The sequence below is a fragment of the Ruegeria sp. AB7 genome (genome assembly GCF_056542625.1).
Window position 1 is genome coordinate 134,106 of sequence record NZ_JBQGAC010000001.1, and the last position, 22,219, is coordinate 156,324.

A 22,219-nucleotide genomic window follows, 5' to 3' on the forward strand; every position below is an offset into this window, starting at 1 on the left:
AGCACCCGGTGAAGGATCAGCCGCAGAGATCAGTACTGCAAAACGGGTTGGTTCTTGGGTTCCTAGCCGCGTTTCTATGGGGCACGCACAGCGTTATCGTGCGATATTTGACTAGTGATCTCGGCGGGTTACAGATTGCCGTGTCTCGCCTGTTCATTGCTGCTTTTGCGATTTACTGCATGTTGCGGGTGATGGGCGCACGGGTTTCAATCCAGTACAGGGATTGGAACTTCCGGCTGGCGGTGTTGTCGACGGTGGTGAACTATATCCTGTTCCACATAGGTTTGGAACATACAGGTGCTGCTAATGCGATGGTGCTTGAGAATACCGCGCCGTTCTTCGTGTTGATATTTCTGTATTTCTTCGCGGATACAACCGTTGGCCGGACTGATGTATTGGCAACCCTGCTGGCGATCCTCGGTGTGTTTCTAACCGTCTATCGGGATTTTCAAGGCGGGGGAGAACCCCTGCTGGGCGATCTGATGGAAATCGGGGCGGGACTTAGCTGGGCGGTGTTCCTGATTTCCAGCAGCCGCGCGATGCAGTCATCGGAGACCACTGCCGAAAGGTTGAACTTCCTGTTTGGCATCTTTTTGTGTTCGGGCGTTTTGCTGGTGCCACTGGCGGCTTTTTCTATTCAGATGCCGACCGCAAACGACGTGATCTTCTTGATCCTTCTGGGCGTTTTGCCGACCGCGCTTGCCTATTATCTTTGGTACGAGGCCGCCGCCCGCGTGTCGACTTTGACGGCGACGTTGCTATTCGCCGCCTCGGTTGTGTTTACCTTTGTCAACTCGGCACTGTTTCTGGGCGCAACGATCACACCGCTTGCGATTGTCGGCGCAGTATTGATTGTTACGGCCATTTTCGTGACGACCATGAAATCCGCCAAAGAGAAATGAGGCAGCCATACAGGCTGCCTTTCAACTTTAGCTTTCCATCGCTTCCAGTTCGTCAATAAAGCCCGAGATCATCGACAGGCCTTTGTCCCAGAACTCAGGATCGCTGGCGTCCAGTCCGAACGGGGCCAGAAGCTCTTTGTGGTGCTTGGAGCCACCAGCCCGCAGCATTTCGAAATACTTGTCCTCGAACCCGTCCGCACCGCTTTCGTAAACCGAATAAAGCGCGTTCACCAAGCCGTCGCCAAACGCATAGGCATAGACGTAGAACGGTGAGTGGACGAAGTGCGGGATATAGGCCCAGAAGGTCTCGTACCCGTCCATGAATTCGAATGCGGGGCCAAGGCTTTCAGCCTGAACGCTCATCCAAAGGGCGTTGATGTCGTCTGGTGTCAGCTCGCCCTCACGACGGGCGGCGTGCAGTTTGCATTCGAAGTCGTAGAAGGCGATCTGGCGGACAACTGTGTTGATCATGTCCTCGACCTTACCGGCCAGAAGCACCTTGCGCTGTTCCGCTGTCTCGGCCTGATCCAGCATTTTGCGGAAGGTCAGCATTTCACCAAAGACCGAAGCAGTTTCAGCCAAGGTCAGCGGGGTCGATGAAAGCATCTCGCCCTGATCGGCGGCCAATACCTGATGCACGCCGTGGCCCAATTCATGCGCCAAGGTCATCACATCGCGCGGTTTGCCCAGATAGTTGAGCATCACGTAGGGATGAACTTCGGTCACGGTGGGATGCGCAAAGGCGCCGGGGGCTTTGCCGGGCTTCACGGCCGCATCAATCCAACCCTTCGAGAAGAAGGGAGCTGCGATCTCACCCATCCGAGGATCAAACGCGTTATAGGCGTCCATCACCGTCTTCTCGGCCTCTGACCAATCGACGATGCGGGTATCCTCCATCGGCAACGGAGCATTACGGTCCCACACTTGCATCACGTCCAGACCAAGCCATTTGCGTTTCAGTTCGTAGTAACGATGGCTCAGCTTGGGGTAGGCGGCCACAACGGCCTCGCGCAGGGCTTCGACCACTTCGGGCTCGACATCGTTCGACAGGTGGCGACCAGTTTGAGCAGTTGGCATGTTGCGCCAGCGGTCAACGATTTCTTTTTCCTTGGCCTGCGTATTGTGCACGCGCGCGAAGGTTTTGATATTGCTTTGGAAAACGGTGGCGAGTTCGCGCGCTGCGGCTTCACGCTTGGCGCGATCCTGCTCGGTCAGCAGGTTCAGCGTACCTTCGATGTTCAGCTCTTCACCATCGACGGTGAAGGTCAGACCCGCGATTGTTTCGTCGAACAGGCGTTCCCACGCGTCACCGACAACGCCGAGGTCGTGCAGAAATTTCTCAAGCTCGTCGGATAGCTGATACGGTTTCATCGCGCGGATGCGACGGAACACGGGCTCGAATCGCGCCAGATCAGAATTGGCGGCAAAATGCGCAGCCAGCGCGTCATCGTCGATGCGATTCAGTTCCAGCGTGAAGAACACCAGAGGCGTGGTGAAGACGGTGATCTTCTCCTGCATGTCAGACAGGAACTTGGCGCGATCCGCGTCGGTGGTCAGTTGGTAATAGCGCAATCCGGCAAAGGACATGATCCGCCCGGCGATGGCGTTGATCTTTTCGTTGCGCAGCACGCAGGTCAGTAGGCCAGCTGCGTCCAATTCGGCCAGCTTACCCTCATAATCAGTGGCAAAGGACGCACATTCGCCCTCCAACCAGTCCAGATCGCGGGCCAGTTCGGGTGCATCTTCCGAGGCATAGAGGTCCGTCAGATCCCATTCCGGCAAATTGCCCAGATCATCGGCACTGCCGCCTGCATTTGCATCACGGACGGGAAAGGGAAGGTCGCGCATGGAACACCTCGAATAAACTGCGTTGGCAAACATTTAGGCGCGGCACGTCCGGATCACAAGCAAGCTGTCTGGTCAAACCTTAATGACAGGGCTCGGGTTTTGGTTTCGCCGCGGCTGCCGCGAAATGTGCAGCAAGTTGATCAAAGACCGGCCCGCGCACCTCGGGTGCCTCCATCAGAACTTCGTGTTCGCCGTCGGGGATCTCGATCAGAGTACCGCTAGGCCAGTTGGCCATACGTGCCCGAATGGCCTTGCGGTCTACGATCTGTTCATGGCTACCCAAGAAGGTCAGGGCAGGGATCTCGGGCGCGGTCTGTTCCATCAGCCAGGTGCATTCATCCAGCGCCTCGCGCAGCCAGATGGTGGACGGTGCACCCAAAGCAAGTTCAGGGTGTGCGGCCAACTGATCCTGCATCATTCGGTACATCGCCGGATCGCGTGTCAGCACGTTTCCTTCGAAGGGCTGTGAGGCCACATAGCTCTCTAGCGTGGTGGTGGGCGGTGTTTTCTCGCCCAAGCCCAAGCGTGGCCCCCAATAGGCAGTTAGCTGGCTGAGCGGCTTCATGATTGGTGTAAAGAAAATCCCCCACATCGGGCCCGTAAAGGCGCAGGCCGCAAAATCAGCCCCCTCCAGAACGGCGCGAAGCCCGATAGCCCCGCCCATGGAATGGCCTATGACGTACCAAGGCTTGGGCAACTCCAGTTTTTCGGCCAGTTTCAGTATTGAGCGAACGTCGTGCTGGTAATCGGTAAATTGTTCGACATGACCGATCCGCGGATCATCCAGCAGGCGATCTGCAAGCCCTTGCCCGCGCCAATCGACCGCGAGGCTTGCAAAGCCCCGGTTCACAAATTCCTTGGCGGTATCACCATATTTTTCGATGTATTCCGTGCGACCGGGGAACAGCATCACCGTGCCGCGCGCATCGCCGTCGGGCAGCCAATGTGCCACGCGGATACGTTTGCCATCTTCGGTGATCAGCCAATGCGCCGCACCATCGGCAGGGCCGCCGGCCACGTCTTCGAATAAGGGGGCCGGCGAAAACTCCATCAGGCCAGCACCGAGGCGAGTTTCATGGCGATACCCATGTCTCCGTCAACGCTCAGCTTGCCGGACATAAACGCACCGGTTGGGTTCAGGTCGCCGCTGAGGATCTGTTCAAAGGTGTCCGCATCGGCGCTGAGGGTCACATCAGCATCTTCGTCGCTTACCCGCGCACCGCTTGCATCCAGAATGATAGAACCCAGATCGGCAATGGCAAATTTGGCTGACGCATCGAAATCGCCGCCCGACAGTTTCTCATTCAATGCCGCCGCGGCTTTTTCCAGAATATCGCTCATGGTCTTCCTCATATTGTTCATGCGCCGTGAATGGACATCCCCGGTCGCTACGCTACACTGACCATTGTTATGGGTATTGCAATCACCAATCTCAAACGTACCGTCGCGGCACTTGCCGTCATAGTCACGTTTTCCACCAGTTGCATCGCGCAGCAGGCGGATTCGCGGGACGAGGCATCACTGTTGCAGCAACTGGCGCAATCGACGCCCGAACAGGCCATCGGATTGGATCGGCAGTTGCAGGCGCTGTGGTCACAATCAGGTTCGGCTTCGGCGGATTTGCTGTTGGAACGCGGACGCGAAGCGCTGGATGACGGGGATGTCGAGGCAGCGCTTGATCATTTGACGGCGCTTACCGATCACGCACCCGAATTTGCCGAGGGTTGGCATGTGCGCGCTTCGGTTTTCTTCGGCATTGACAGGTTTGGCATGGCTGCGGCGGATCTTGAACAGGCATTGACGCTGAATCCGAACAACTACGACGCTATCTACGGCCTTGGCCTCATCTTTGAGATCGTGGGTAAGCCAGAACAAGCACTTGAGGCCTATTCACGTGCGCTGTCTATACATCCCCATCATGAAGAAGTAACCAATGCCGTGAATCGGCTGAAGCCTCAGGTTGAAGGCAAGGCGCTGTAAGTCTCAGGGCGCAGGGGGCAAAGGTGAGCGGGTCATCCCGAATCGTGGCCGTACTTGGCCCGACGAACACAGGTAAAACTCACTACGCGATTGAACGTATGCTGGGGTACCGGACCGGTGTCATCGGTCTGCCGCTGCGGCTGCTCGCGCGCGAGGTCTATGACAAGATTGTCGCTATTCGCGGTCCGTCTGTTGTGGCGCTGGTGACAGGCGAGGAACGGATCGTACCGCCGCGCACACAATACTGGGTCTGTACAGTTGAGGCGATGCCAGAAGGCATGGGCACTGATTTTGTGGCGATTGACGAAATTCAGCTTTGCGTGGATCCCGAACGCGGCCATGTCTTTACTGATCGCCTGTTGCGGTCGCGCGGCACCAATGAAACGCTATTCCTCGGCTCTGACACCATGCGCGGCCCCATCGCGGCCCTTGTGCCAGAAGCGCAGTTCATCCGGCGTGAACGGATGTCTCAGCTGGTCTATTCTGGTTCGAAAAAGATCAGCCGAATGCCTGCACGCAGTGCGATCGTCGGATTCTCGGTCGACAATGTCTATGCCATCGCCGAGCTGCTTCGTCGCCAAAAGGGCGGGGCGGCGGTCGTCATGGGGGCGCTCAGCCCTCGCACGCGGAATGCGCAGGTTGACCTCTATCAAAACGGTGAGGTTGATTATCTGGTGGCTACGGATGCCATCGGAATGGGGTTGAACCTGGATGTGAACCATGTGGCGTTCTCATCTCTGACCAAGTTTGATGGCCGCCGAATGCGGCCTCTGGCCCCCAACGAGTTGGCCCAGATCGCAGGACGGGCCGGGCGCGGAATGTCGGATGGCACGTTTGGTGTGACGGGCGAGGCTCCGCCGCTGGATGAGGGCGTAGCCCAAGCCATTATGGACAGCCGGTTCACGCCTATGAAAAAGTTGAATTGGCGGAATGCCGCTTTGCGGTTCGGCTCAATCGACGCACTAATCGACTCGCTTGAGATCAGCCCAGACAATGAGCACCTGATCAAAGCGCGGCCAGCTGACGATCTGAACGTCCTGAAATCTCTGTCCCAAGTCACCGAAGTCGTTGCCCGTGCCAGCGATGGACCGTCGATCCGTTTGCTATGGGATGTGTGCAGAATCCCCGATTTTCGCGGCATCAGCCATGCCGAACATGCCAGCCTGCTTGAGGTGATCTATGGCCATCTGCATGAGCGCGGAAGTATCCCCGATGATTTCATGGCGCGGCAAATCCGCCGTATCGACCAAACCCATGGCGACATTGATGCATTGTCCAAAAGGTTGGCATATATTCGCACTTGGACATATGTTGCGCAACGAAACGGTTGGGTGCGTGACGAATCCCATTGGCGCGAGGAAACGCGCACTGTAGAAGACAGGCTGTCGGACGCTCTTCACGACCGTTTGACTCAGCGATTTGTGGACCGGCGCACGTCAGTGTTGCTGCGCCGGCTCAAACAGAAGGAGGCCCTTTTGGCCGAAGTAAATGACAAGGGTGAAGTGACCGTCGAAGGCGAATTCGTCGGTCGTCTGGAAGGGTTCCGGTTTACCCCGGACAAAAGCGCGCAGGGGACTGAAGCGAAAGCCTTGAAGTCAGCCTCTCTGCAAGCACTCGCGCCGCAATTCCATCTGCGTGCCGATCGCTTCTACAATGCGCCCGATACCGAAATTGATTTCACTGATCAGGGTGGCCTGATGTGGGGCGAGTATGCCGTGGGCAAACTTGTTGCCGGTGCCGAGCCTCTCAAGCCTGTGGTCGAGGTTTTTGTCGATGAGGCCGCCGGGCCGGACGTGGAACAGAAGGTTCAGCGCCGCCTGCAGCATTTCATCGACCGCAAAGTGGCAGCCCTGTTCGAGCCGCTGCTGAACCTGTCGCGGGATGAAGAATTGACGGGCCTGGCGAAGGGCTTTGCCTTCCGTATGGTCGAGTCGTTGGGTGTGCTGCCCCGTACGCAGGTTGCGCAAGAGGTCAAGGATCTGGATCAGGACGCCCGTGGTGCGCTGCGCAAACATGGCATCCGGTTCGGTCAATTCACCATCTTCATGCCGCTGCTGCTGAAACCCGCGCCAACGCGCCTGCGTCTGGTACTATGGGCATTGTCCGGCGGCTTGCAGGAGTTCCCCGAAGCACCACCTCCGGGTCTGGTTACCGTTCCGGTCGCCAAGGACGCGCCGCTGGGCTATGACACCATGTGCGGCTACCGCGATGCGGGCGAACGCTCGATCCGGATCGATATGCTGGAACGGTTGGCCGACATGCTGCGGTCCGAGGACAGCCGCGGTGGGTTCGAAGCCAAACCCGACATGTTGTCAATTACCGGCATGACCTTGGAACAGTTTGCAGACCTGATGCAGGGACTGGGTTACAAGGCCGAACGCGGCGAACGTGAGAAGGCCAAACCGGTCCCCACGGAGCAGCCTGTGGCGGAAGCTGAGGAACAACCCGTCGTCGATGAGACACCGACCGCAAATGCCGAAGCGGATGACGTCGGTATAACCGCCGAGGCGTCAGCCGAAGCCTCCGAAAGCACCGAGGCGGCAGCAGAGGTTACGGCCACTGAGAAATCAGCAGAGTCCAAATTGGATGAGCCCGAAATTGAGGTGTTCTACACCTTCACTTGGGGGCGCCAACGTCAGCAAAACCGTGGTCCGCGTCGCGAGCAGGGGCAGGGCAAGGGCAAGCCGCGTGGTAAACCTCAGGGCAAGCCGCATGGCAAGAAGGGGGGCAAGCCTCAGGGCGCCAAGACCTTCTCGTCACGGCCACCCAAAAAGGAAAAGGCAATCGATCCCGATAACCCGTTTGCGGCAGCGTTGATGGGTCTGAAGGACGGCAACTGATCCGCGATGGCCGAGGCCAAGCTGCGGATCGACAAATGGTTGTGGCAGGCGCGGTTCTTCAAGACCCGTAGCCTGGCCGCCAAACAGGTCAGCGGCGGCCATGTGCGTCTGAACGGAAATCGGGTGCTGAAACCGGCGCAAGCCGTGGCACCCGGAGATGTCCTGACCTTTCCGCAGGGGCGTATTGTTCGGGTTGTACGTATCGAAGCGCTTGGCGTGCGTCGCGGCCCGGCCCCCGAGGCGCAAGCTTTGTACTTCGATATGACCGAAAAGCAGGACGTATCGCCCAAGAATCCTGCGTTTGAGGGAAAAGGTCGTCCAACCAAGAAAGAAAGACGCGCGCTTGATCTTTCTCGCATCCCAAAGGGGTGATCTGACCTTGAAGCGGCGGTCAGACTGGATTAGCTAGTCGCCAAAGCGCAAACGGGAAATCCAACATGACCTACGTTGTCACCGAAAACTGCATTGGCTGCAAATACACCGACTGTGTCGAGGTTTGTCCGGTGGATTGTTTCTACGAAGGTGAAAACACATTGGTCATTCACCCCGACGAATGCATTGACTGCGGTGTCTGCGAACCCGAATGCCCCGCCGACGCCATCCGCCCCGATACCGAGCCGGGGATGGAGCAGTGGGTCGAGTTCAACCGGAAATACTCGGAAATGTGGCCGGTGATCGTGACCAAAAAAGACCCCTTACCCGAGGCCGAGGAACGCGACGGCGAAGAAGGCAAGATGGAGAAATATTTCTCGGAAGCCCCCGGCGAGGGCGGTTGACCGATTCGGCAGCCGGTTACCGTTCATTTGGCATCAATCTGTGCATTAATTAGTTGAGGTAGAAAGGGAATTTTCCATTTACCTTGGCGCGGTCTTTTGAGTGTCGCAAATTTGTGATATACTTAGGACCGAATGATGACTGTGATTGGGATGTGCTCCGTAAGTATGCTCGCTTTGGAGTTCTGAATTTATGACAAATAAGCCGCCTGACGGGGCCATGCAGGGCCTCGGCTGTGGTGCTTTTGTCGTCTCATATCCCGATCAGTAATGAAGGATGAATATGAATGTCGAAATCGAAAAAGCTTGAGTTCCGCCCGAACGATTATGTCGTCTACCCGGCTCATGGCGTAGGTCAGATCGTGTCAATCGAAGAGCAGGAAGTTGCGGGCTTCTCGCTTGAGCTGTTCGTGATTTCTTTTGAAAAAGACAAAATGACCCTGCGCGTGCCGACTAACAAGGTCACTGAATCGGGGCTTCGGTCGCTCAGCTCACCGGATGTGATCAGCCAGGCAATGAAGACGCTGAAGGGCAAAGCCAAGGTCAAGCGTGCCATGTGGTCGCGCCGGGCGCAGGAATACGAGCAAAAGATCAACTCGGGTGACCTGATCTCGATCGCCGAAGTGGTCCGCGACCTGCACCGCACCGACGACCAGCGCGAGCAGAGTTATTCCGAACGTCAGCTGTACGAAGCCGCGCTGGAACGTCTGACACGCGAAGTGGCCGCAGTTTCTGGCGCCGATGAGATTTCGGCTGCCAAACAGGTCGATGAGGTTCTGACCTCACGCGCAGCCTGATCGCGTTCAAGCCAATTTAAGGGTCGTCCCGATATCCGGGGCGGCCCTTTTTCGTGACTAGGCGCTTGGTCTTGTGGTGTGTGTCGGGTATTTTTCTGTAACTGCAGGAAGATACGGGGACATGATGAAGCAAACTGTCAAGTTTCTCTACATCAGCCACGAGCCGGTCTCGGTCTGGTTTCGCTATGGGCTGATCCTGTTCGATATCGCCTCGATCATCTTTTTTGTCTCCACGGCGAATATCCCGCATGGGCCTGGGCTGACGGCGGCAAGTTTGGGTGTCGGGCTGATCATCCTAATGGATTTCTGCGCGCGGATGTGGATTTCCAAAGACCGCTGGAAACTGCTGCGCCAGATTTACACGATGGCAGACATCGTTGTGATCGTGTCGCTGCTGCTTGACCCGTTCCTGACCGGCAATCTCGCGTTTCTTCGGATATTGCGCGCGTTGCGGCTGATCCATTCCTATCATCTGCTGCGGGATTTGCGCCGAGATAGTCCTTTCTTCCGAACCCACGAGGACGCGGTGATTGCGGCGATCAATCTGATGGTCTTTGTTTTTGCAACCTCGACTGCAGTACTGGTCTTTTTCGTCCCCGAAGATGCGCAGACCCCCTATATCGACGCACTTTATTTCACTATGGCGACCCTGACGACAACGGGGTTCGGAGATATCACGCTGGGCACACCAGCGGGAAAGCTGTTTTCCGTTTTCATCATGGTTGTTGGCGTGGCGTTGTTTGTCCGTCTGGCGCAGGCGATCTTCATGCCGCAGAAAGTGCGCTACAAATGCCCAAGCTGCGGCCTGTTCCGGCACGATCCGGATGCTGTGCATTGCAAACACTGTGGCGCGACGCTGCGCATTGAAACCGGTGGGGCGTCTTAGATTGAGGCTGTCAGCGCCAGGAGGAAGGTGATTTCCGAGGTCTGCTGCGTGGCCCCCAGAATATCACCGGTTTGGCCACCGATCTTGGTCTTGGCGATGCGAGCGACAAAAGCCGCTGCAAGCAGGGCGCAGAGCACCGGCGGAATAGCTGATCCGCCCAGCAGCACTAACGACAGTACGACGGCCAACCCGATGCCAGCCAGAACCGCTGACACAGGGGGCGCACCAACAGAATGGCTCAGCCCCGATTTGCGGGCATTGGGCAGCAGGCGCATCAGCGCGGGCAGCATGGCGCGTGAGAACAGGCAGGCGGCCAACACGCCCGTCAACAGACCTGCACCGATCAGCGCCATGACAGCCGCAATTCGGAGCAGTTGGGCCAGCAGCAAGGCCAGCACGCCGTAGGTGCCGATATGGCTGTCTTTCATGATCTCCAACCGACGTTCGGCTGTAAAGCCGCCCCAAAGCCCATCGACTGTATCGGCTAGCCCGTCTTCGTGCATCGCTCCGGTTGCGATGATCAACGCGGCGACCAGCAGGGCGGCGGTGGCAAGGGTTGGCAGCTGCGCCCAGATTGCAATCCAGGCGACTCCGCAAGCCAGCGCCCCCACAACAAGCCCGGCAAGGGGATAGGCCCAAGCCGCACGCGACTGGCGGGTGAACGCTTGATCGGGCAGGCGCGGTAGGGGCAGGCGCGTCAAAAGGACCAGAGCCAGCGGGATATCCCACAGGGAAAACGGGGCGGTGTCGTTTTTGGTCACTCCCAGGCCTTTCCGGGTCTTGTTGCTTTGCCAGCATTGGTTAAACACACACAACCACTCTGATGCAACGAGGCTTTCCATGCTGCCCGAACTCAATGACCTGAACAGTTTCCGCAATGCGCTGACCGGCGCACCCGGTCCGGACACCGCTGCCAAGCAGGGCGCGGAAGAGCGCAACGGTCAACTAACCAAACCGCCCGGCGCGTTGGGGCGGCTTGAGGATCTGGCGATCTGGTATGCAGGTTGGCGCGGGGATGCGCGGCCTCGGATCGATGCGCCGCAGGTCATCGTGTTTGCTGGCAACCATGGCGTAACTGCTCAAGGTGTCTCGGCGTTCCCGCCCGAAGTGACGGTGCAGATGGTCATGAATTTCGAACATGGCGGCGCGGCGATCAACCAGTTGGCAAAGGCTGCGGGCGCGAAGATGGACGTGCACGCGCTGGAGCTGGACCGTCCGACCGCAGATTTTACCCAAGCCCCCGCGATGAGCGAAGAGGAATTTCTAAGCGCACTGCGCACAGGATGGCAGGCGGTTGATCCGCAGGCCGATCTGCTGGTTGTTGGAGAGATGGGGATCGGAAATACCACGCCGGCTGCCGCCATCGCTTGCGCGCTATTTGGCCGGGATGCCGCCGACTGGACCGGGCGCGGGACCGGTGTGGATGATGCCGGACTGGCGAACAAAACCCGGGTTGTTGCGGAAGGCGTCGCTCTGCATGGTCAGGGCGATGGACTTCATATTCTAAGGTGTCTCGGCGGACGCGAGATTGCGGCTATGGCTGGCGCGATAGCCGCCGCGCGCGTATTGCGGGTACCGGTTATTCTGGATGGATTCATCTGCACCGCAGCTGCAGCCTGTCTGGCGCAGATTTCGGAAACAGCGCTTGATCACACCATCGCGGGCCACCAAAGCGCCGAGGGCGCACATGCCGCGATGCTAGACAAGCTGGGCAAAGAGCCGTTGCTGAGCCTCGGTTTGCGCTTGGGCGAGGGCTCGGGCGGGGCGTTGGCGATCAACATTTTGAAAAGCGCGGTTGCTTGCCATTCCGGCATGGCGACATTCGCTGAAGCAGGTGTGTCGGACGGTTAAGCCGACTTCTTGGCGTGTTCCTCGGCCAGTTCCAGCAGCGCGGTTTCCAGATCTTTTTCCAGTTGCCGCGCACGCTCGATGTATTTTTTGTTTTCGGCTGTCGGCATGCCGGGGATCCACAGTTCTGCAAGCTCGCGCACCGATCCCCGGTCGTGGTGATAGAAGGTCTGTTCGGCCTGTGCGGCCTCGTATTCACTGAGGCCAATGTTCTCCAAAACATAGCGGCCCGCGCGTAGCGATCCGTCGAACATCTCGCGGACAATGTCGTTGGCCCCGGCCTGATACAGTTCATAGACATGGTTGCGGTCGCGGGCGCGGGCGATGATGTGCAGATCGGGCCGCTGGCGGCGGGCATATCCGACGAGACGTGTGACCTGTTTGTAGTCATCCATGGCCGCGACAAGGACCGCTGCCTTTTCGATTCCAGCAGCGCGCAGCAATTCGGGGCGAGTGGGGTCGCCAAGGAAGCCTTTGACACCGAACCGTCGCATCAGCTGGATCGTTTCGATATCGTGGTCCAGAACAACTGTTTTAAACCCGCTTGCCTGTACCAGCCGGTTGACGATCTGCCCAAAGCGACCGATCCCGGCGATGATGACAGGGCCTTTTTCGTCGATCTGATCGGGTTCAACCTGCGGATTGCTCTCGCCGAGAAAGCGCGAAAGTACGTCGTAGACGATAAACAGAAGCGGTGTGATCAACATGGTCAGCGCGATGATCATCAACAGTTTTTGCGACAAGCCCGGCGGAATCACGTTCTGCTGCGTAGAAAACGCCAACAAGACAAAGCCGAATTCACCGGCCTGGGCCAAACCCAGCGTGAACAGCCAGTGATCGCGCCCGCGCAGCTTGAAGGCGCGCCCGACGATGAACAGGATGATCCCCTTGGCCAGTATGACCAGCAAGGCCAAACCGATCAGGTCAAACGGGTCGGCGAAGAAATACCCGATATCGATCCCAGCGCCCACAGTGATGAAGAACAGGCCCAGCAACAGCCCCTTGAACGGCTCAAGGTCGCTTTCCATTTCGTGTCGGAACTCCGAACTGGCCAGAACCACTCCGGCCAGAAACGCGCCAAGAGCGGGCGACAGGCCCACAAGGGTCATCAGGAACGAGATGCCGACCACGATCATTAGCGCCAGTGCCGTATACATTTCGCGCAGGTGGGTGGCGTGGATGAAACGGAACAGTGGGCGGGTCAGGTAGATGCCGGCCAATACGACAAACGCGACGGCGCCAATGGTGACAAGCGTAACGGCCCAGCCGGGCAGACCTTCGACCAGCGAGAGTTTGGCGTGATAATCCGCGTCTTTGGCTATGCCTACGCCGCGGCTGATGGAGCCGTCATCTTCGATGTGGATGCTTGCGGGCAGGGCAAGCAGCGGCAGGAAAGCTAGGATCGGGATTACGGCAATGTCCTGCGTCAGCAGGACCGAGAAGGTCGCTCGACCTCCGTTGGTTTGCATCAGGCCCTTTTCGGACAGGGTCTGCAGCACGATTGCCGTGGAAGAAAGCGACAAGGTCAATCCAACCGCCAGCGCCACCGACCATTGATGACCCGCATAGAACGCCACAGCTGCGATTGCGGCGGTCGACAGGCCGACCTGCAACCCGCCCAAGCCTAACAATTTGTCCCGCATATCCCACAAGGCACGGGGCTCAAGCTCGAGCCCGATCAGGAACAGCATCATCACGACGCCGAATTCGGCCACATGCTGTAGGCTTTCGGTCTCTGCGCCAACTAGCCCCAGAATTGGTCCAATCGCGATGCCTGCGGCCAGATAACCCAGCACCGATCCCAGACCCAGACGGGCGGAAAGCGGCACCGCGATCACCGCAGCTGCCAGATAGATCGATGCCTGATAAAGGAACTCGTTCATTATTGTCCTCTTAAATCCGCTCAGGTCGGGAGCGGCGCGTCGCGTTTCAATTGGTCCATTACGATCTGGCTTTGCACCCGTGCAACTGCAGGATGCGGCAGGATCACTTCGTGAAGCAAGGTATTGAGTGCGGATAAGTCGTCACAATAGACGTGAAGCAGATAATCTGCCTCACCTGTCATCGTCCAGGCGCTGGTGATCTCGGGGCGGGTGTTGACCATGCGGGCGAAGCCTGCGGATTGTTCGGGGCCATGAGTGCCCAGATGCACCTGAATGAACCCCTGAACCTGTAGCCCCAGCCTCAGCGGGTCCAGTCGTGCGGTGTACCCAGTGATATAACCCTCGGCCTCAAGGCGCTGTCGGCGACGGCCCGCCTGACTGGCGGATAGATTCAGCACATCACCCAATTGCTGCGACGTCAGATGCGCGTCGCGCTGCAAAGCTGCGAGTATTCCGATATCAATCCGATCCAGCACGTGCGGCGTTTCCCCAAAATTTGCAATCAATATGCGGAAAGTACGCATCTAAACTTAGTTTATACGAAAACAATGCGCAGAAACAGCACTCATTAAGGCGTATTTTTGAATCAGCAAAGAAATTCCTGTTTTCCGAGGAGACGCGCCATGGGTCCTTTCCCGCATAACGCCCCGAAATCTGTCATCAGCGAAGAAAACCCAGCCGGTACCGACGGGTTTGAGTTTGTTGAATTCGCACACCCCGAGCCGCAAGAGTTGCGAGACCTGTTTGCGCGAATGGGCTTCGACTATGTCGGCTATCACCGCAACACCCCCAAGGTTGAGCTTTGGCAACAGGGTGATGTAACCTACATCCTGAACGCGGATCCTGACAGTTTTGCAGCCAAATTCGTGGCCGAGCACGGCCCCTGCGCCCCTGCCATGGGCTGGCGCGTTGTTGATGCTCAGAAGGCTTATGAGCACGCGATCGCCAAAGGGGCTGAGCCCTATGATGGCGCAGACAAGACCATGAACGTTCCGGCGATCAAGGGCATTGGTGGTTCGCTGATCTACTTCATCGATCAGTATTATGACACCTCGCCCTACAACGAGGAATTTGAATGGCTGGAGCAGTCAAAACCGCGCGGCGATGGGTTCTACTATCTCGATCACCTGACCCACAACGTGTTCAAGGGCAACATGGACAAGTGGTTCGAATTCTATGGCGACCTGTTCAACTTCCGTGAAATCCGCTTTTTCGACATTCAAGGTAAGTTCACCGGGCTTTACAGTCGCGCGCTGACTTCACCTTGTGGTCGCATCCGCATTCCGATCAATGAAGATCGTGGAGAGACCGGACAGATCGTCTCCTACCTGAAGAAGTACAACGGCGAAGGCATCCAGCATATCGCGGTGGGCAGCGACGACATCTACGCCTCGACCGATGCCATTGCCGAGAAGGGTCTGAAGTTCATGCCCGGTCCGAACGAGGCCTATTATGACATGTCTTACGACCGTGTGTCCGGCCATGATGAGCCCAAGCATCGGATGATGAAGCACGGCATTCTGATCGACGGCGAAGGCGTTGTTGATGGCGGTGAGACCAAGATTCTGCTGCAGATCTTTTCGAAAACAGTCATTGGCCCGATCTTCTTTGAGTTCATTCAGCGTAAAGGGGATGACGGGTTTGGTGAGGGCAATTTCAAAGCCCTGTTTGAATCGATCGAACGCGAGCAGATCGAGTCGGGTGAAATCTCGGCAGCTTAAACATGAATCAATGAAATCAACCGAGCGCCGTGTCTGACCGACATGGCGCTTTTTCTTTACCCGCGCGGCATCTTGAGCGTGATGTTCTTGCCGCGCTTCTGATAGCGCAACTCGCTGTCGCCGATAGCGATGACATTACCTCCGTCGATGCGATCGCCCACCTTCAGCTTTTTGTAGCGTCCGCTGGGCAGGCGGACCAAAGCACGGCGGTTTGCAGGGGTGCCGTACACGCCGATTAGGTTCAACTTGCGCAGGTTAATCGCGTTGTCGATGGTTGCTTGTCGCGCAACTGACGCGGAAGACGGGATTTTGGGGTTGACCGTTCTGGGCTGGAACGAACCAACTTCATCGGCATTACTGGCCACATTTGCGGTCGAGGCCAGCGCTGCACTCCCAGAACTAGGTTGCCGTGTCGCGCGCGCCGTGATGCTGGCAGGCCTGATTTTTGGACGGGGTACCCGTACAACAGCCAGCGCAGTCGGGGTTTCATCGACCTGCGGAGGGGTTTGCAGAGACTCGGGCCGCAGCTTAGGCCGGACCGAGGCCAGCTCTTGCCGGGATCGACCGCCAAGTTGCTGGCGTTCGAATTGATCCACCAGATTTTCCGGGCGTGGCCGTGGGCGAAACGCCGCGAGTCTCTCATCGACCTCTTCTATGACAACGGGTTCTGTTTCGAACCTGGTTGGGGGTTCGGGGGGCACGGATGCGGGACGACCCAGATAAACCATCACACCGGCCGGGTTCAGCGTGCCTTCGGCACTTGGCGTCACAAGTCCGCGTTCATCCAGGTTGAACCGCTGCCCCGCTTGGCCTGGCAAAGAGATCGACTCAAAAGACGCATCTGTGTCGAGGCTGGCAAGTTCGGGTAGTGCGACGGAATCGGTCGACAGGTCCGAGCGATCGACCGATGTGAGATATTGATTATCCACGCCAGCCACAGGCGCTGGCTCCAGTTCTGAAGGTTCAACAGGGGCGGTGCCGGTAAACTCACGAAACTCGGTTCTGCTCTCTGGCAGATCAGCGATGTCTTCGACCGGCTCCGGTTCAATCTTCAGTGCTTCGAGAATGGCCTCGTCCGTGGGGGTGAGCACCGGTTCTTCCTCTGCCACTTCAGGTTCTTGTGGGAGGCTTGCGATCTCGGTTTCCTGAGGTTCGGGTTGTGCCTGCGGTTCTGCAGTTGCAATTTCTGGCTCTGGCTGCAGCTCGGGCTCTAACGGTTCGGCCACTTCGACAATTTCGGGGTCAGAGCTGTTGTAAGACCAGACACCCAGCAACATTCCAACCACAACCGACGCTGCGATCGCAGGAATTGCAAAGCGTTTCAGATCCGTTCCTGTCTTGGCAGACGAGGGCAGTGCTTTGGTAGCAGGCTCAAATGCAGGGGGGGCTGCATCTTCAGCGATGGCGTGAACCGGTATGTCCGGCGTATCAACGGGTTTGGGGGCCGCAATCACAGCGTCCTCATCCACAATGATCGGCAGTTCCAGAAATGGCGCGTCCAGAGCATCGTTGCCGGTTGCGCTGACCCAGAATGCCTCGGGGATAAAGCCATGATCGGTGGCAAATGCGCTGGCTTCGTCCAGCGTTTGCTGGGCCACAGCGGCAACCGGGGTCTCAGTCCCCGCGTTGCCCGCGACATAAGCCAGCTCTGATAGCTCATAGGGCGTGGCTGCGGCCAACGTATCCTTGACCTTTTTCGCCGCTGCTTCGGTGTCCAAACCATCGGTGTCGACAACCAAGAGGCGCACCTGATCTGAAGGAATCACAAGCTTGCAACTCAGGTCATTTTCCAGCGCGAATCCCTGATCCCGAAGGGCCTGCATCTGGTCCGCGAAATCCGACGCATCTAACGGAACGGTTCCAATGCAGTACCAGTCTCCATCCGACTGATGATGCAAGGAAATGCCGTTTTCAGAAAATGACAGCGCAAAGGCGGGTTTCATAATCGCGATGAACCATAATTGTCGGCTTTTATGCAAACGCTTAGATGTCTGCCCGCCGAGATTAGAGCAGGAACTCGCCGAGGGAAAGAAAAAGGCACGTTTCCCCCTTGCCGTGTACGGGCCCGACCACCCATCTTGAGAGCAAGCATCAAGGAGGGATCATCTTGAAGACACTTGCTTTTTTGGCCGCCATGGCCGCTGCCACCGCGACTCTGCCCGCCCATGCGGAAGAACGTCGCATCTCGGTCAGCGGGACCGGTACGGCTCTGGTTGCACCCGATATGGCAACGATAACACTGGGCGTGACCAATCAGGATGCGCAGGCATCGGTAGCGATGCAGGCGACCTCGGACGCGGTGACGCAGATCCTCAAACGACTGGACGAAATGGGATTGGAGGCGCGCGATGTTCAGACGCGCGATCTTTCGCTTTCACCGGTCTGGTCGGGGCGCAGCAATTCCAGCAATGAGCCACCCAAGATCACTGGGTTCACCGCGTCCAACCGCGTTTCGGTACGCGTGCGGGATCTGGATAATCTGGGCCAGATCATGGATGCGGTCATCAAGGACGGTGCCAATGATTTCGGCGGTCTGAGCTTTGGCGTGCAAGAGCCCAAACCGCTTGAGGCTGAAGCACGGGCCAAAGCTGTGGCAGATGCGACCGAGAAGGCGCAGCAACTGGCGCAGGCGTCCGGAGTTACCCTGGGTCCCGTCCTATCGATCAACGACCACGGCGGAGGTGTTCGCCCGATGGCTCAGATGCGCGAGATGGCGATGTCGGACGCCGGTGGCGTGCCGGTCGCAGGCGGAGAGATTTCCGTTTCGGTCAATATCGCGATGGAGTTCGAAATCGCGGAGTAAGCTACGATCCAACGCGGGCTTGCAGCGGTTGGCGCTGCTGGCCCGATGCATCGAAATTCCCCGGCGCAAGCCAGTTCTCGAATGCCGCGCGAATGCGCGGCCACTCGCTGTCGATAATCGAAAACCACGCCGTATCCCGGTTGCGTCCTTTGTAATGTGTCGCCTGCCGGAAGACGCCCTCGAACGTGAAACCCAAACGTTCAGCTGCGCGTTTTGATGGCGCGTTCAGGGCGTCGCATTTCCATTCATAGCGGCGATAACCAAGCTCATCGAACACACGGCGCATCATCAGATACATAACCTCGGTCGATTGCGGTTTGCGCTGGAGCAGGGGAGAGAAGTGGATGTAACCCACTTCAATTGAACCTGCTGCTGGTTCGACCCGAAGGTATGAGGCCATCCCCACGGGTACCTCATCCGCGTCGAGCACTGTATGGAACATCGGGTCCGCATCCATGCAGTTTGACTGCGCCCATGCGGTGAAATCCGCCTCAGAGTCGAACGGGCCGTAGGGCAGATAAGTCCAATTGTGGCCGTCCATGTCATTGGCAAACGCCCGGTACAAGCCGGGCGCGTGCCTGTTTACATCCAATGGCACAACGGAACAGAACCGGCCCTGCATCGGTGTGTAAGGTGGCGTGGGGCGAGGAAACTCGCCCGTGACCGAAAAACCGATGGGTTGACCCAGTTCATTTGTGTTGTGCCCGGTCATCGGATCAGGCGCTGGCTTTGGACAGAGCCTGATCGAGATCAGCGATCAGATCGTCTGCATCCTCGATCCCGATGGACACGCGCACCACTCCAGGGCCTGCGCCTGCAGCTTCCTGCTGCTCGGGCGTCAACTGACGGTGTGTGGTCGAGGCCGAGTGGATGATCAGCGACCGTGCGTCGCCAAGGTTGGCCACGTGGCTGAAGATCTCAAGCGCGTTCACCAGCTTTACGCAGGCGTCATAGCCGCCCTTGACCGCAAAGGTGAACAGGGCGCCCGCGCCGCGCGGGTAGTGCTTTTTTACCCTGTCGCTATAGGGCGAGGATGGCAGGCCAGCATATGTCACGTAATCCACACGGTCGTCTGCCTCGAGCCACGCTGCTATTTTCTGCGCGTTTTCGACATGGCGCTCCATCCGTAGCGATAGCGTTTCTATCCCCATCAGAGTGTAATGCGCCGCCTGAGGGTTCATCGTCATGCCCAGATCGCGTAGACCGATCGCGATGCCGTGGAATGTAAAGGCGAGCGGGCCGAAGGTCTCGTGGAATTTCAGGCCGTGATAGGCGGATTCGGGTTCGCTGAGCGAGGGGAACTTGTCATTCGCCGACCAGTCGAACTTGCCCGAATCCACGATGCAGCCGCCGGTCACGGTGCCGTTGCCGGTCAGGTACTTGGTGGTCGAGTGAACGACCAGAGTCGCGCCGTGTTCAATCGGGCGGCACAGGTAGGGCGTGGCCGAGGTGTTGTCGACGATCAGCGGAATGCCTGCTGCGTCCGCCACATCCGCCAGCGCACGGATATCGGTGACATAACCGCCCGGGTTGGCGATGGATTCGCAGAACACCGCGCGGGTGTTTTCGTCGATAGCGGCCTTCACAGCGTCCAGATCATCGGTATCAACGAATTTGGCCGACCAGCCGAAACGTTTGATCGTCTGGCTAAACTGCGTCACCGTCCCACCGTAGAGGCGGGTCGAGGCGACAACATTGCAGCCCGGCCCCATCAGCGGGAACAGCGCCATGATCTGCGCTGCGTGTCCCGAGGAACAGCAGACCGCACCGACACCGCCTTCAAGCGTCGCCACACGTTCCTGCAGCACCGCAACAGTCGGGTTGGTCAGTCGCGAATAGATAAAACCCACTTCCTGCAGATTGAACAGCGCGGCGGCGTGGTCAGCGTCGCGGAAGACATAAGCGGTGGTCTGGTAGATCGGTGTCTGGCGCGCGCCTGTGGCAGGGTCGGGGCGGGCCCCGGCGTGAATTTGCAGCGTGTCAAAACCGTAGGTGGGTCCGTCAGACATCGAGGAAATCTCCTGTTGGAATGTGTGTTGCTGAATCTCTAGGACATTGGCTCGCCCGGCACAATGTCCGCGTCACCGCAGCCAAAGCCCCTTGGACTTGATCGTTTTGCGAATGACCTGTTCGCGTGCGGGCAGGTTGTTTCGGTCGAACAATGCCCGGATCTTCGCACCCTTGCGCTGTATCACCAGCTTCTTCAGTGGATCATAGCCTTTGAGCACTTTTTTGATCTTGTTCGGGGCCACGACGGTTTCCAATATCTCGACCACATGATCGCTTTCGCGGGCGTAGAGCATCGGGAACAGGCGATAGTGGCAGCTGATCCGACCATCCAGCAGGCCCTCGGGCAGGGCATCCCGTCCGCCACCGAAGGAATGGATGACCAGCGGCAAGGCGATCTGATCTAGCCACGGGTTCAGAACTTGCCCGGTCAGTTCGGGGATTTCCTCGTCGCGAATGGTGCGGGCATAGCCCATAAACCGCTCACCAAATTGGCGGGGGCATTTGTAGAAGAAATAACCGGCGTTAAAATACAGGTAGCGCCGCCAATAGCCCTCGGGCTGGCTGGGATCGAGAGAGCTTTCGAAATCTAGCCCGAACCGGTCATACAGTGCGCGCCAGATACCCTCATATCCTGGGCCGTAGAGCGTGGGTTTGGGCCATGTTCCCTCGACCCGAAGTGAGGCGCCGGGCTGTTCGAAATCGAACGGGACGTCGGAAATTTCGCCGGTGATCAGAGTGTCGGAGTCGAAAAAGGCAAAGGGCTCGCCCTCTGGCATCGCCAGCAAAGCTTCGATCTTGTTGCCATTGGGATAGCTCGAGCCAAAAGCATGAGATTCAAAAGGCAGAATCTCGGCACCCAGATGCTGCAGGGCTTCAAGAACTTCGGCATCCTGAATGCTGGGGTTCTGAGGCCAAAGAGGGCCGGGCTGTGGCACCCCGACGAACAGCCGACCTTTGAACCCTGGTGAGCTGTGGCGCAGCGAGGCGGCGAACAAAAGAGCCTCGTATTGCAGCCGGTTGTTTTGCCCGATGATGAGGATGTTGAATGTCGCCGGGCTTGCCTGCATCGTGTTGCGCTTTCTGATCGGGCCGGTATTCGGCCGCTGCCTCAACCGGAAGTACAACAAGCTGTGAAGGGCGTCAAAACCCCAAACATGACCGGTTTGCAAATCCGGCTCGTGCTCCCATCTAATGTGACAGCAACGCAGGAGGATTGCATATGCGGGTCAATGCAGATTTCACACAGCGGGTCGCCGTTCACTTTGATCAGACCGAATGGGTCGCGTCACCGGCTGCTGGCGTCGAACGCAAGATGCTGGACCGCATTGGCGAGGAAGTGGCGCGTGCCACAACCATCGTGCGCTTTGCCCCCGGCAGCGCGTTTTCGTCGCATACTCATGACGGGGGTGAGGAATATCTGGTGCTGGACGGAGTGTTCCAGGATGAAACCGGAGATTTCCCTGTCGGCAGCTATGTACGCAATCCCCCGACGTCCTCCCATACACCCTCGGCCAGCGAAGGCGCGACTATTCTGGTCAAATTGCATCAGTTCGACCCCGATGACCGCACCGAGGTTCGGCGCTCGATCAACGGGGGCGGAGATATCGATTTGTTCAAGGATGTGCATGAGGATGTCCAGGTGCAAACCTGGGGCGCGGGCGAACATATTGAATTGGATGCCGATAAGGGGTTTGAGGTCTTTGTTATCGAAGGTGGCTTTGCCGAGGCGGGCGAAGAATTTGGCACTTGGGACTGGTTGCGCTTGCCGCCTGGATCACGCTTTGCTGCTGTAGCAGGAGAGGGCGGAGCCCGTGTTTGGATCAAATCCGGCCACCTGGGCGGGATGGTCTGAGCCGCCGCTGCCAACAAAATAGGCAATTTCTGCCTAAATCCGGGCCATTCCGCCCGGATTTTTCATTTTTTGACCA

General features: G+C 58.0%; 21 protein-coding genes. 11 read left to right on the top strand and 10 right to left on the bottom strand.

Annotated features, from left to right (window positions below):
- Positions 1 to 8: 8 nt before the first annotated feature.
- A complete protein-coding gene (locus tag ACR0EN_RS00720; RefSeq protein ID WP_480584754.1) occupies positions 9 to 902 on the top strand; it encodes a DMT family transporter in 894 nt (297 codons plus the stop codon).
- Between the two features lie 27 nt (positions 903 to 929).
- Here the strand turns inward: ACR0EN_RS00720 and ACR0EN_RS00725 are convergent, their stop codons facing one another.
- The 3 genes from ACR0EN_RS00725 to ACR0EN_RS00735 form a co-directional block, all read right to left on the bottom strand.
- A complete protein-coding gene (locus ACR0EN_RS00725; RefSeq protein ID WP_480584757.1) occupies positions 930 to 2,750 on the bottom strand; it encodes a M3 family oligoendopeptidase in 1,821 nt (606 codons plus the stop codon).
- A gap of 79 nt (positions 2,751 to 2,829) precedes the next feature.
- Positions 2,830 to 3,801 carry an alpha/beta hydrolase gene (locus ACR0EN_RS00730; protein ID WP_170393411.1) on the bottom strand — a complete coding sequence of 324 codons (972 nt, stop codon included), beginning with the start codon at positions 3,799 to 3,801 and terminating at the stop codon, positions 2,830 to 2,832.
- Entirely contained in the window at positions 3,801 to 4,091 is a 291-nt protein-coding gene (locus tag ACR0EN_RS00735; protein ID WP_170393409.1) for an SCP2 sterol-binding domain-containing protein, read from the bottom strand. Before ACR0EN_RS00735 ends, ACR0EN_RS00730 begins: the two co-directional genes overlap by 1 nt.
- A gap of 30 nt (positions 4,092 to 4,121) precedes the next feature.
- On the opposite strand from ACR0EN_RS00735, the gene ACR0EN_RS00740 reads away from it, so the two are divergent.
- The 6 genes from ACR0EN_RS00740 (at position 4,122) to ACR0EN_RS00765 (ending at position 10,026) form a co-directional block, all read left to right on the top strand.
- Complete coding sequence (locus ACR0EN_RS00740) at positions 4,122 to 4,730, top strand: tetratricopeptide repeat protein (protein WP_170510932.1); 609 nt, start codon at positions 4,122 to 4,124, stop codon at positions 4,728 to 4,730.
- 23 nt (positions 4,731 to 4,753) lie between these two features.
- The gene (locus tag ACR0EN_RS00745; protein WP_170817640.1) at positions 4,754 to 7,570 is read left to right on the top strand and encodes a helicase-related protein; all 2,817 of its coding nucleotides are present in this window, start codon (positions 4,754 to 4,756) and stop codon (positions 7,568 to 7,570) included.
- Positions 7,571 to 7,576: 6 nt separating this feature from the next.
- Positions 7,577 to 7,942, top strand: a complete 366-nt coding sequence (locus tag ACR0EN_RS00750; RefSeq protein WP_170393403.1) for an RNA-binding S4 domain-containing protein — start codon at positions 7,577 to 7,579, stop codon at positions 7,940 to 7,942.
- A 65-nt stretch (positions 7,943 to 8,007) separates the two neighbouring features.
- Positions 8,008 to 8,346: a ferredoxin FdxA gene (fdxA, locus tag ACR0EN_RS00755; protein WP_010439399.1), complete on the top strand. Its 339-nt coding sequence runs from the start codon at positions 8,008 to 8,010 to the stop codon at positions 8,344 to 8,346.
- Positions 8,347 to 8,630: 284 nt separating this feature from the next.
- Complete coding sequence (locus ACR0EN_RS00760) at positions 8,631 to 9,140, top strand: CarD family transcriptional regulator (RefSeq protein WP_010439402.1); 510 nt, start codon at positions 8,631 to 8,633, stop codon at positions 9,138 to 9,140.
- A gap of 124 nt (positions 9,141 to 9,264) precedes the next feature.
- Positions 9,265 to 10,026, top strand: a complete 762-nt coding sequence (locus ACR0EN_RS00765; RefSeq protein WP_170406404.1) for an ion channel — start codon at positions 9,265 to 9,267, stop codon at positions 10,024 to 10,026.
- Here the strand turns inward: ACR0EN_RS00765 and cobS are convergent.
- A complete protein-coding gene (gene cobS / locus ACR0EN_RS00770) occupies positions 10,023 to 10,787 on the bottom strand; it encodes an adenosylcobinamide-GDP ribazoletransferase (RefSeq protein WP_170626038.1) in 765 nt (254 codons plus the stop codon). The two genes, ACR0EN_RS00765 and cobS, sit on opposite strands and share 4 nt — an antisense overlap.
- A gap of 79 nt (positions 10,788 to 10,866) precedes the next feature.
- Between cobS and cobT the strand changes: the two genes are divergently transcribed.
- Positions 10,867 to 11,877, top strand: a complete 1,011-nt coding sequence (gene cobT, locus ACR0EN_RS00775; protein ID WP_480584761.1) for a nicotinate-nucleotide--dimethylbenzimidazole phosphoribosyltransferase — start codon at positions 10,867 to 10,869, stop codon at positions 11,875 to 11,877.
- Here cobT and ACR0EN_RS00780 read toward each other — a convergent pair.
- Together ACR0EN_RS00780 and ACR0EN_RS00785 are read right to left on the bottom strand one after the other, a co-directional pair.
- On the bottom strand, positions 11,874 to 13,757 hold the full coding sequence (locus ACR0EN_RS00780; RefSeq protein WP_170393396.1) for a monovalent cation:proton antiporter-2 (CPA2) family protein: 1,884 nt from the start codon (positions 13,755 to 13,757) through the stop codon (positions 11,874 to 11,876). The two genes, cobT and ACR0EN_RS00780, sit on opposite strands and share 4 nt — an antisense overlap.
- Before the next feature lie 20 nt (positions 13,758 to 13,777).
- Positions 13,778 to 14,233, bottom strand: a complete 456-nt coding sequence (locus tag ACR0EN_RS00785) for an Lrp/AsnC family transcriptional regulator (RefSeq protein WP_170405101.1) — start codon at positions 14,231 to 14,233, stop codon at positions 13,778 to 13,780.
- Positions 14,234 to 14,380: 147 nt separating this feature from the next.
- On the opposite strand from ACR0EN_RS00785, the gene hppD reads away from it, so the two are divergent.
- Entirely contained in the window at positions 14,381 to 15,478 is a 1,098-nt protein-coding gene (gene hppD, locus ACR0EN_RS00790) for a 4-hydroxyphenylpyruvate dioxygenase (protein WP_480584764.1), read from the top strand.
- 56 nt (positions 15,479 to 15,534) lie between these two features.
- On the opposite strand, the gene ACR0EN_RS00795 is transcribed toward hppD, so the two are convergent.
- Positions 15,535 to 17,421: a hypothetical protein gene (locus ACR0EN_RS00795; RefSeq protein WP_480584767.1), complete on the bottom strand. Its 1,887-nt coding sequence runs from the start codon at positions 17,419 to 17,421 to the stop codon at positions 15,535 to 15,537.
- A gap of 164 nt (positions 17,422 to 17,585) precedes the next feature.
- On the opposite strand from ACR0EN_RS00795, the gene ACR0EN_RS00800 reads away from it, so the two are divergent.
- Positions 17,586 to 18,281 carry an SIMPL domain-containing protein gene (locus ACR0EN_RS00800; RefSeq protein WP_170421149.1) on the top strand — a complete coding sequence of 232 codons (696 nt, stop codon included), beginning with the start codon at positions 17,586 to 17,588 and terminating at the stop codon, positions 18,279 to 18,281.
- Position 18,282: 1 nt separating this feature from the next.
- Here ACR0EN_RS00800 and ACR0EN_RS00805 read toward each other — a convergent pair whose 3' ends face one another.
- The 3 genes from ACR0EN_RS00805 to ACR0EN_RS00815 form a co-directional block, all read right to left on the bottom strand.
- Entirely contained in the window at positions 18,283 to 18,993 is a 711-nt protein-coding gene (locus ACR0EN_RS00805) for a GNAT family N-acetyltransferase (protein WP_480584768.1), read from the bottom strand.
- 4 nt (positions 18,994 to 18,997) lie between these two features.
- The gene (locus ACR0EN_RS00810; protein WP_170563171.1) at positions 18,998 to 20,290 is read right to left on the bottom strand and encodes an O-acetylhomoserine aminocarboxypropyltransferase/cysteine synthase family protein; all 1,293 of its coding nucleotides are present in this window, start codon (positions 20,288 to 20,290) and stop codon (positions 18,998 to 19,000) included.
- A 72-nt stretch (positions 20,291 to 20,362) separates the two neighbouring features.
- Positions 20,363 to 21,358: a hypothetical protein gene (locus ACR0EN_RS00815; protein WP_170817645.1), complete on the bottom strand. Its 996-nt coding sequence runs from the start codon at positions 21,356 to 21,358 to the stop codon at positions 20,363 to 20,365.
- A 152-nt stretch (positions 21,359 to 21,510) separates the two neighbouring features.
- Between ACR0EN_RS00815 and ACR0EN_RS00820 the strand changes: the two genes are divergently transcribed.
- Positions 21,511 to 22,143 carry a cupin domain-containing protein gene (locus tag ACR0EN_RS00820; RefSeq protein ID WP_170610220.1) on the top strand — a complete coding sequence of 211 codons (633 nt, stop codon included), beginning with the start codon at positions 21,511 to 21,513 and terminating at the stop codon, positions 22,141 to 22,143.
- Positions 22,144 to 22,219 lie beyond the last annotated feature (76 nt).

Coding starts and splice junctions, on each gene's coding strand:
- ACR0EN_RS00820 (WP_170610220.1), top strand. CDS start 21,511: ATGCGGGTCAATGCAGATTTCACACAGCGGGTCGCCGTTCACTTTGAT.
- ACR0EN_RS00760 (WP_010439402.1), top strand. CDS start 8,631: ATGTCGAAATCGAAAAAGCTTGAGTTCCGCCCGAACGATTATGTCGTC.
- ACR0EN_RS00740 (WP_170510932.1), top strand. CDS start 4,122: ATGGACATCCCCGGTCGCTACGCTACACTGACCATTGTTATGGGTATT.
- ACR0EN_RS00730 (WP_170393411.1), bottom strand. CDS start 3,801: ATGGAGTTTTCGCCGGCCCCCTTATTCGAAGACGTGGCCGGCGGCCCT.
- ACR0EN_RS00750 (WP_170393403.1), top strand. CDS start 7,577: ATGGCCGAGGCCAAGCTGCGGATCGACAAATGGTTGTGGCAGGCGCGG.
- hppD (WP_480584764.1), top strand. CDS start 14,381: ATGGGTCCTTTCCCGCATAACGCCCCGAAATCTGTCATCAGCGAAGAA.
- ACR0EN_RS00815 (WP_170817645.1), bottom strand. CDS start 21,358: ATGCAGGCAAGCCCGGCGACATTCAACATCCTCATCATCGGGCAAAAC.
- ACR0EN_RS00810 (WP_170563171.1), bottom strand. CDS start 20,290: ATGTCTGACGGACCCACCTACGGTTTTGACACGCTGCAAATTCACGCC.
- ACR0EN_RS00725 (WP_480584757.1), bottom strand. CDS start 2,750: ATGCGCGACCTTCCCTTTCCCGTCCGTGATGCAAATGCAGGCGGCAGT.
- ACR0EN_RS00735 (WP_170393409.1), bottom strand. CDS start 4,091: ATGAGCGATATTCTGGAAAAAGCCGCGGCGGCATTGAATGAGAAACTG.
- ACR0EN_RS00765 (WP_170406404.1), top strand. CDS start 9,265: ATGAAGCAAACTGTCAAGTTTCTCTACATCAGCCACGAGCCGGTCTCG.
- ACR0EN_RS00780 (WP_170393396.1), bottom strand. CDS start 13,757: ATGAACGAGTTCCTTTATCAGGCATCGATCTATCTGGCAGCTGCGGTG.
- ACR0EN_RS00795 (WP_480584767.1), bottom strand. CDS start 17,421: ATGAAACCCGCCTTTGCGCTGTCATTTTCTGAAAACGGCATTTCCTTG.
- fdxA (WP_010439399.1), top strand. CDS start 8,008: ATGACCTACGTTGTCACCGAAAACTGCATTGGCTGCAAATACACCGAC.
- ACR0EN_RS00805 (WP_480584768.1), bottom strand. CDS start 18,993: ATGACCGGGCACAACACAAATGAACTGGGTCAACCCATCGGTTTTTCG.
- cobT (WP_480584761.1), top strand. CDS start 10,867: ATGCTGCCCGAACTCAATGACCTGAACAGTTTCCGCAATGCGCTGACC.